6 protein-coding genes are annotated in these 5,186 nt (G+C 74.0%); 3 read left to right on the top strand and 3 right to left on the bottom strand.

The window, feature by feature from the left end; all coding sequences use genetic code 11:
- Positions 1 to 144 precede the first annotated feature (144 nt).
- The gene (locus tag ACFUEL_RS34570) at positions 145 to 924 is read right to left on the bottom strand and encodes an alpha/beta hydrolase (RefSeq protein WP_380241346.1); all 780 of its coding nucleotides are present in this window, start codon (positions 922 to 924) and stop codon (positions 145 to 147) included.
- A gap of 176 nt (positions 925 to 1,100) precedes the next feature.
- Between ACFUEL_RS34570 and ACFUEL_RS34575 the strand changes: the two genes are divergently transcribed.
- The 3 genes from ACFUEL_RS34575 (at position 1,101) to ACFUEL_RS34585 (ending at position 3,827) form a co-directional block, all read left to right on the top strand.
- Entirely contained in the window at positions 1,101 to 1,898 is a 798-nt protein-coding gene (locus tag ACFUEL_RS34575; protein WP_380241354.1) for a 1-acyl-sn-glycerol-3-phosphate acyltransferase, read from the top strand.
- A gap of 158 nt (positions 1,899 to 2,056) precedes the next feature.
- Positions 2,057 to 3,166 (top strand): MacS family sensor histidine kinase, encoded by a 1,110-nt coding sequence (gene macS / locus ACFUEL_RS34580; protein WP_380241356.1) that lies wholly within the window; start codon positions 2,057 to 2,059, stop codon positions 3,164 to 3,166.
- Positions 3,156 to 3,827 carry a response regulator gene (locus tag ACFUEL_RS34585; protein ID WP_380241348.1) on the top strand — a complete coding sequence of 224 codons (672 nt, stop codon included), beginning with the start codon at positions 3,156 to 3,158 and terminating at the stop codon, positions 3,825 to 3,827. Before macS ends, ACFUEL_RS34585 begins: the two co-directional genes overlap by 11 nt.
- 13 nt (positions 3,828 to 3,840) lie before the next feature.
- On the opposite strand, the gene ACFUEL_RS34590 is transcribed toward ACFUEL_RS34585, so the two are convergent.
- Together ACFUEL_RS34590 and ACFUEL_RS34595 are read right to left on the bottom strand one after the other, a co-directional pair.
- Positions 3,841 to 4,716, bottom strand: coding sequence for a transporter substrate-binding domain-containing protein (locus ACFUEL_RS34590; RefSeq protein ID WP_380241350.1), 876 nt, complete (start codon positions 4,714 to 4,716; stop codon positions 3,841 to 3,843).
- 10 nt (positions 4,717 to 4,726) lie between these two features.
- Positions 4,727 to 5,186: hypothetical protein (locus tag ACFUEL_RS34595; protein ID WP_380241352.1), on the bottom strand; the 460-nt coding region annotated here is incomplete at its 5' end.

A 5,186-nucleotide genomic window follows, 5' to 3' on the forward strand; every position in this document is an offset into this window, starting at 1 on the left:
GCGGGCGCGGCCGCCGCCCCGGCCCCGGCGGCCCTCGGCTCGACGGCCTCCGACTCGACGGCCTCCGGCTCGGCCGCCCGAGCGTCCTCGCGGGGCAGGTCCTCGTCGTCGTTCGCCTTGCTGGTCTCGTTCACATTCGGCCTTTCAGCCCGAGTGGTTCCCGGCATCGACCGCCGCTGCCGGGGCCAGCCGCCGGACGAAGTCGAGGCTCGCCTCGAAGATCAGGCCGGCGTCGTGGTCCAGCGTGGCCACGTGGAAGCTGCGTTCCAGCAGCAGCTCCGTCACATCGGTCGAGGATATCCGGGCGAGCACGGTGGCCGAGTTGCGCGGCGAGACCACGTGGTCCTGCGGACTGTGCATCAGCAGAACCGGCTGGGTCACCGAGGGCATTCCCGTCCGGACGTCCTTCCACAACCGGGCCAGTGACCAGGCGGCGTGCAGCGGGACGCGGTCGTAGCCGACCTCGGCGGCGCCGGGCAGGGCGATGTCGCCGGCCACGCCCGGGAGCGAGGGGAGCAGGTGGCGCAGCAGCGGAAGAAGCACCGTCGCGGGGTTGTCGGAACGCACCGAGGGGTTGACGAGCACCAGTCCGGAGATCCGGTCGCCGTGCTCCGCGGCCAGCCGCAGGGCCAGCGAGCCGCCCATCGAGAGCGCGCAGACGAAGACCCGCTCGCAGGTGGCGGCCAGTTCCTCGAAGGCGGTCTCCGCGGTGGCGTACCAGTCCTCCCACCGGGTGGGCTGGAGGTCCTGCCAGCGGGTGCCGTGGCCGGGCAGCAGCGGGACGGAGACGGTCAGGCCCGCGTCGGCGAGGTGCTCGGCCCACGGGCGCATGGACTGCGGGGAACCGGTGAAACCGTGAACCAGCAGCACACCGACCGGACCGCCCGCTCGGCGGTACGGCTCGGCCCCCGGCAACAGCGGCATGCGGGACTCCTGGAGGTGCGGGCGTGGTGAGGGCGGCTCGATCGTCCCACGGGCGCGATGCCCCGTACAGGGGCCCGGTGCGCCGGCGGACGGTTCGCCGGTGCGCCGGGCGACAGGCGGGGGCATTAGGATCGTCCGGTCCGCACCCCAGGAGGCCCCGGTTGTTCTACCGACTGATGAAGATGATCGTCGCGCCGCTGCTGCGGATCTTCTTCCGGCCGTGGATGGAGGGCGAGGAGAACATCCCGGACGAGGGTCCGGCCATCCTGGCCAGCAACCACCTCTCGTTCTCCGACTCGTTCTTCCTGCCCGCGCTGCTCAAGCGCCGGGTGACCTTCATCGCGAAGGCCGAGTACTTCACCACGCCCGGCATCAAGGGCCGGCTGACCGCCGCCTTCTTCAAGGGCGTCGGCCAGCTGCCGGTGGACCGCTCGGGCGCCCGCGGGGCCGGCGAGGCAGCGATCCGCAGCGGCATCGCGGTGGTCGAGCGCGGCGAGATCTTCGGCGTCTACCCGGAGGGCACCCGCTCGCCCGACGGCAAGCTGTACCGCGGCAAGGTCGGCGGCCTGGCCCGGGTCGCGCTGGCCACCGGCGCCCCGGTGATCCCGGTCGCGATGATCGACACCGAGAAGGTGCAGCCGCCCGGCCAGGTGATGCCCAACTTCGGTGTCCGGCCCGGCATCCGGATCGGCCGCCCGCTCGACTTCTCCCGCTACCGGGGCATGGAGAACGACCGGTTCATCCTGCGCTCGGTCACCGACGAGGTGATGTACGAGATCATGCGGCTGTCCGGCCAGGAGTACGTGGACGTCTACGCGACCGCCGCCAAGCGGCAGCTCGCCGAGGAGAAGAAAGCCGCGGACGCCGACCGCAAGGCGCAGCAGAAGGCCGAGAAGGCCGAGAAGGACGGGAAGCCCGCGGAGGCCGCGGAGGGCGGGAAGCCCGCGGAGGACGGGACGGCCGACGGGGCCTGACGGGCCGTCGCCGGGGGAGCTCGGGGGGAGTTCGGACGATGGAGGACCACGCAGCCGTCGCGGTGCCGCACGGCGCGGTGCCGCACGGCGCGCCGCCCGGGGCGGTCGCGGCCCGGCCCGCGCCGGCCGGGGTGGCGGCGGCCGTGGTGGCCGGCGGGATGTCGGTGGAGCTGCCGCTGTGGCGCGCCATCGGCTACTTCCGGGTGCTCGCGCTGGCGTACGCGGTGCTGCGCTACCTCACCGCGTACCACCAGTTCCTGCACCCGGTGTCCGGCTGGATCTTCCTGGGCGCGCTGAGCCTGTGGACGCTGGCCTCCACCCGGGCGTTCGCCGGGCCCCAGCGGTGCACCTGGCCGGTGCTGGGGATGGACCTGACGGCCGCGGTGACCGGCATCGTGATGAGCGGGATCATCGACACCCCGGCCCGGATCCACGCGGGCGCGCCGACCCTGCCGACCATCTGGGCGGCGGGCACCGTGCTGGGCTTCGCCGGCAAGGGCGGCTGGCGGGCCGCCGCGTTCGCCGGCGCGGTGATCGGCGCGGCCAACATCCTCGGCCACGGCGGGATCAGCCCCGACAACCTGCACAACATCGTGCTGCTGCTGCTCGCGGGCTGCGCCATCGGCTACGTGATCGAACTCGCTCGGGCCAGCGAGGCGGTGCTCACCCGGGCGCTCCAGGTGGAGGCCGCCACCCGGGAGCGCGAACGCCTCTCCCGGGACATCCACGACGGGGTGCTCCAGGTGCTCGCCCTGGTGCACCGCCAGCAGGGCGACGCCGCCGAACTGGGCCGGCTGGCCGGCGAGCAGGAGCGCGCGCTGCGGGCCCTGATGACCGGCGGACGGCCGGCCGAGGAGGACGCGGACGGCGAGCGGGACCTGCGTCCGCTGATCTCCCGGCACGCCGACGAGCGGATCACCGTCGCCGCGCCCGCCACGCCCGTCCTGCTGCCCGCCGCCGCCGCGTCCGAACTGGCCGCCGCGGTCGCCGCCGCGCTGGACAACGTCCGCCGGCACGCGGGGGAGGCGGCCCGCGCCTGGATCCTGGTCGAGGACGAGCCGCAGGCGGTCACCGTGTCGGTGCGCGACGACGGCCCCGGCTTCCCGGCCGGGCGGCTGGCCGAGGCGCAGCGGGACGGCCGGCTCGGGGTCGCGCAGTCGATCCGCGGCCGGATGCTCGACCTCGGCGGCAGCGCCGAGCTGTACTCGGTGCCCGGCGAGGGCGTCGAGGTGGAACTGCGGTGGCCGAGGAGCGGGCATGACGACTGACCAGCCGGTGCGCGTGATGGTGGTGGACGACCACCCGATGTGGCGCGAGGGGGTGGCCCGGGACCTGGCCGAGGCCGGGTTCGCGGTGGTCGCCACCGCCGGGGACGGCGAGGAGGCGGTGCGCCGGGCCCGCGCCAGCACCCCGCAGGTGGTGGTGCTGGACCTCAACCTGCCCGCGCTGTCCGGCGCCGAGGTGTGCCGCCGGGTGGTGGAGGCCGATCCGGCGGTGCGGGTGCTGGTGCTGTCCGCCAGCGGCGAGCACGCCGACGTGCTGGAGGCGGTGAAGTCCGGCGCCACCGGCTACCTGGTGAAGTCGGCGGGCCGCGAGGAACTGCTCGACGCGGTGCGCCGCACCGCCGTCGGCGACCCGGTGTTCACCCCCGGCCTGGCGGGCCTGGTGCTCGGCGAGTTCCGCCGCCTCGCCGCCGAGCCCGGCACCCCCGCCGCGCCGGCCGTCCCGCAGCTGACCCCGCGGGAGACCGAGGTGCTGCGGCTGGTCGCCAAGGGCCTGTCCTACCGGCAGATCGCCGACCGCCTGGTGCTCTCGCACCGCACCGTGCAGAACCACGTCCAGAACACCCTGGGCAAGCTGCAGCTGCACAACCGGGTGGAGCTGGTCCGGTACGCGATCGAGCAGGGCCTGGACGAGGAACTGGGCTGATCCCCGGGGGAGTTCAGGCCGAGCAGCGGTCGCCGGCCGAGGTGGTGACGGGCTTGAAGGTGTCGCGCAGCTCCTTGTCGGTGAAGTCCGGGCCGAAGGCGAACGAGGTGCGCAGGGTGTTCATCCAGTCCGGGTCCTGGAGGTAGTCGTTGATGGCCTCGCGGAGCAGCTCGCACGCCTTCCGGTGCCCCTTGGGCAGCACCATCACCAGGAACTGGGTCTTGCCGATGTGGGCGTCCCGGGCGACCCGGTAGGCGCGCCGGCCGCCGCTGCCGGAGTTGGCGGCGACGCCCTGCAGCACCAGGTAGTCGGAGAGCACGGCGTCGGCGGTGTCGTCGTCGACCCGGTCCAGGCACTCCTTGAGATCGGCACCGGTGACGGTGACCCGCGGGCCGATGTCCCTGAGCTGCGCCTCGGCGGTGGTGCCGCCGGAGACGCACACCCGCAGCGGCTTGAGGTCGTCGGACTTGGCGACCACCCGGGGGTCGTCGGCCTTCAGCAGCACGCCCAGCGGGGTCTGCAGGTAGGGGCCGGCCAGGTCGTAGTCCTGCTTGAGGCTGTCGCGCTCGGAGATGTCGGCGACCACCAGGTCGACCTTGTTGTGGTTGGCCTTGCCGTCGGTGAGGGCGTCCTCCCAGTTGGCGGTGGTCACCGTCAGCGAGGTGTAGTCGATCTTGCGGGAGCCGAGCACCTTCATGGTCAGGTGCGGCTCGAAGCCGTCGTACACCCCCTTGTCGGTGAACTCGGACATGCCGGGCCGGTCGGTCTTGAAGCCGACCTTGAGCGGCAGGTTCTCGAACGGCTTCGGCTCGTCGCCGGAGCAGCCGGACGCGGCGGTGGCGAGCAGCAGCAGGCCGACGGCCAGGCGGGCGGAGTGCGGGTTGGGCACGGTGGGCCTCCTAGCGGGTGAACCGGACGCGTTGGATGTCGACGTTCTGGGCGCAGCCGTCCCCGGCGTGCAGGTGCAGGGTCAGGCGCAGGCCGGTGCGGCCGGAGGGCACCGGGACGGAGAGCTTCGCGCCCGGGGGCTTCCGACCGCTGGCGCCGCCCTGGTCGGTGGTGAGTTCGGCGGTCAGCTCGGTGCAGGCGCCGCTGCCCGGGTTCGGGTCGCTCAGCAGGAGTTCGGTCTCCAGCCGCTTCGCGCCCTCGGGGACGTCGACCGTCGCGATGTCGGTGCCGTCCGGCCGGACGGTGCGGGTGGCCCAGACGGTGTCCTGGTCGGGCAGCGGCGGCGGGTCGTCCGGCCAGGACACCGCCGTCACCACGCCGGCCGTCACCAGCAGGGCCGCGCCGACGGCCGCCAGCACCCGCCGCCGGCTCCCGGGCGGGGGCGGCAGGTCCACGACGAGCGGGGTCGGC

The sequence above is a fragment of the Kitasatospora sp. NPDC057198 genome (assembly GCF_042670125.1).
Classification (GTDB): domain Bacteria; phylum Actinomycetota; class Actinomycetes; order Streptomycetales; family Streptomycetaceae; genus Kitasatospora.